Origin of the sequence: Blastopirellula marina, assembly GCF_002967715.1 — a bacterium.
GTDB lineage: Bacteria > Planctomycetota > Planctomycetia > Pirellulales > Pirellulaceae > Bremerella > Bremerella marina_B.
The window spans coordinates 1-2,323 of the sequence record NZ_PUIA01000013.1; the positions used below are offsets into that span (position 1 = coordinate 1).

At 49.7% G+C, this 2,323-nt stretch carries 1 protein-coding gene; it reads right to left on the reverse strand.

What is annotated here, in order from left to right; all coding sequences use genetic code 11:
- Positions 1 to 80: 80 nt before the first annotated feature.
- Positions 81 to 2,171 (reverse strand): hypothetical protein, encoded by a 2,091-nt coding sequence (locus C5Y96_RS01350; RefSeq protein WP_105349755.1) that lies wholly within the window; start codon positions 2,169 to 2,171, stop codon positions 81 to 83.
- Between the last annotated feature and the right edge of the window lie 152 nt (positions 2,172 to 2,323).

The following is a 2,323-nucleotide window of genomic DNA, read 5'->3' on the forward strand; positions in this document are numbered from 1 at the left end:
TGCAGGGCTTTAACGATCTGTTCGGGACTACGTCGTTTACGCTTCTTGGTCATGGGAGTCTCCTTGGCCGAAATTGGCCTCTAGACTCTCATAACACATGGACCAGTTTTTGGGGAGCATGCCAACTCAGCCCCAGCAGCTAACTCGTCGTCTAGTAATTCAGTCTTGTAGAGAACCTCTGCGGCAATAACATCCTTAAAGTAGCTGACATAATCATCAACCAAAGTATTGTTTTTCGTTGCTTCCTCTTGGGCAATTGCTTGATCTAAGGCTTTTTCCGCATCGGATAATTGACTAGACAGCTTTTGAAGTGAAGCAAATGCTTGATTTTCCAGGTTTCCGCCAGCGTCACGAATCGCACTTGCGTAAGCTGCTAGATCAGATTCAAACGAATCTACCGACGTCTTTCCAATGGTTCGCAGACTATTGTTGTAGACCTCTAGTGCCGAGGCCACGCTGGAGGCATATCTCGAGTTTTCAATGTCCATAGAAGCCAAATAGGCCTCTTGTCCCATCGCCTTAGCAAGTCCGACGTTCGCCCTTGACCCAGGTTGGCTATTAACCAGAGCCTGCCAAGCCGCCTTTTTGCTAGCCGCTAGAGATTGCTGATAACTCAAAGAATGCTGAGACGAATCCGTCAAAGCATCGGCTTCCAAAGGCGCCAAAGCGTTTGCCCGGTTATCGTCATATGTGGAGAATGCCGCTTTCAGGCTAGATGTCGCCGCCTGCATATCGCCCGTTTGCGAATTTTCTGAAGCTCTTAGCTGATTCAAAGAAGATGACTTAACCGAATTGTCTCTCGCGACCCACTGTGACTTAGCGGATGTCAGGGCCGAGACAAATTGAGTGAAGGAGGCACCAACGCTCGATGAGTGAGCCTTCGCGGCATCACCAAGCGTGGACGCATGTGCCTTAATGGCATCTCCGACCGCTTGAATCTGCGTTGCCTTAGCGGTGTCGTTGTCTGCATCTCGGTCTGCGTCTGCGGTAGCGACTATTGCATCGTAAGCCGCTTGATCATCATCCAGGGCAAGTTGTTTCTTAGCTTGAGCGACTGTATCTACCCAATCTACATTGGCTTGAGCAAAAGCAATATTAGCAGCGGCTTCCGCATCAATCTGTTTGTTATAATGGAGAACACCAGCCTTGAGGGACGCGGCTTGATAGGCATTTTCGGCCTTTATTTGATCAACAGATGTCGAAGTTGCAGCTTGGACCGCAGAGATTGCGTAAGCTTCTGAGTTTTTCGCGTACCCATCGATCGCTGATTTGACTGCACTTGCGGCGGCAGACGCAAAGGCAGTTGCAACTGGAGCTACGCTGGAGGCAAATCCTGTCAGGGCAGTCGAAAAAGACTGCGCGAACGTATTCTGTTCGGTAGCTGACGCGGTTGCATAATCTTTGTCGCCGGAGGCTTGGCTTATTAGAAAATTGGACAGCATTCCACCGAAATCGGCGGCGACCAGTGCGTCATGATGGTTGGTAGCAATATTCGACTTTAATTGACCGGTGTTCGAGATAGTGTTTTCTCGATGGGTATTTTCGGAAGGAGCGGTAAGCGCTTCGAGAGAAACCTGCTCATTCGCTAAGGCGTTCTCGTAGTCTTGAGATGCAGCAGAGTTGGCTTTAACGCCATCGGTCTTGATCTTGGCCAACTTCGCATTGAAATCATCGAGAGTCTGTTTGTCCTTATCCGAAAGTTGGTCATTTACCTGCTGAATCTTATCAGCGAATTGGTTAGCCTCAGTGACGTACTCGGCAGCGAAAGTTTTCTTCGAGTTTTCGATAGCCGTTACATGTGCAAGATTCGAGGCCGCCGTGGCCTTGGAGTAGGCTACCTGTGCATCCAGATCCTTTGCCTTCTTAGAATCGGCAGCCTCCTGGAGCGTAGTTGATGGAGGTGTATACTGGTGATATGGATTACTGATTCGATAGTATTCCGCCCATTCCGCAGCGAGGACTTCGTATTCTTTTGCATTGGCGATATATCCGCCACTCGAGGTTGAATAAGTAACAGTCTCTTCTCCCGAGCCAACATCAAACTGTTCGCCCCCTCCTGCATGTAAGTTGTATTGACTAATGGCTTCCTGAATTGCTTGGTCACGTTCCGCCGCAAACTGAGAAATATCTCGCTCGCTTTCATGTGGCATGCTCCCCAAAAACTGGTCCATGTGTTATGAGAGTCTAGAGGCCAATTGAACCGCTCCCCTTTTCTGTACCAGCTCAAGTGAGAAAATCCAGGATCTTCATCTGGCCAGGCTAGCCTGGCCAGATGAAGCGAATTCCCTGGGGGCCAGGTTGCCCAGGGCGCTGTGTGGTCGAT